Annotated in this window: 1 rRNA gene; it reads right to left on the bottom strand. The window is 58.3% G+C overall.

Going from position 1 to position 1,016, the window contains the following annotated elements:
- Positions 1-1,016: ribosomal RNA gene (locus ACWAT2_RS19330) — 23S ribosomal RNA — on the bottom strand; the annotation flags it as partial.

The following is a 1,016-nucleotide window of genomic DNA, read 5'->3' as shown; positions in this document are numbered from 1 at the left end:
AGCATCACCGGGCTCGGTATGGGCGGTTCTTCGCCGGTAGGAGAATATCAACTCCTTGTCCATCGACTACGCCTGTCGGCCTCGCCTTAGGTCCCGACTTACCCAGGGCGGATTAACCTGGCCCTGGAACCCTTGGTCATTCGGCGGACGGGTTTCTCACCCGTCTTTCGCTACTCATGCCTGCATTCTCACTCGTGTGGCCTCCACCGCTGGATCACTCCGCGGCTTCACTGCCCACACGACGCTCCCCTACCCACCCACACACCTGAACACCCCTCAAGGGGATGCTGGGTAAAGTGTGAGTGCCACGGCTTCGGCGGTGTACTTGAGCCCCGCTACATTGTCGGCGCGGAATCACTTGACCAGTGAGCTATTACGCACTCTTTCAAGGGTGGCTGCTTCTAAGCCAACCTCCTGGTTGTCTGTGCAACTCCACATCCTTTCCCACTGAGCACACGCTTAGGGGCCTTAGCCGGTGGTCTGGGCTGTTTCCCTCTCGACTACGAAGCTTATCCCCCGCAGTCTCACTGCCACGCTCTGGCTTACCGGCATTCGGAGTTTGGTTGACGTCAGTAACCTGGTGAGGCCCATCGGCCATCCAGTAGCTCTACCTCCGGCAAGGAACGCGTGACGCTGCACCTAAATGCATTTCGGGGAGAACCAGCTATCACGAAGTTTGATTGGCCTTTCACCCCTAACCACAGGTCATCCCCTCAGTTTTCAACCTAAGTGGGTTCGGTCCTCCACGCCGTCTTACCGGCGCTTCAACCTGCCCATGGCTAGATCACTTCGCTTCGGGTCTAGACCCGGCGACTGCATCGCCCTGTTCGGACTCGCTTTCGCTACGGCTTCCCCACACGGGTTAACCTCGCCACCGAGCACTAACTCGCAGGCTCATTCTTCAAAAGGCACGCCGTCACCCCTGCTAGGGAGGCTCCGACGGATTGTAGGCACACGGTTTCAGGTACTATTTCACTCCCCTCCCGGGGTACTTTTCACCTTTCCCTCACGGTACT

This window comes from Isoptericola sp. GX10416, assembly GCF_056590155.1.
The sequence above is the reverse complement of the archived record's forward strand: the minus strand, read 5'-3'. Positions and strand labels throughout refer to the sequence as shown.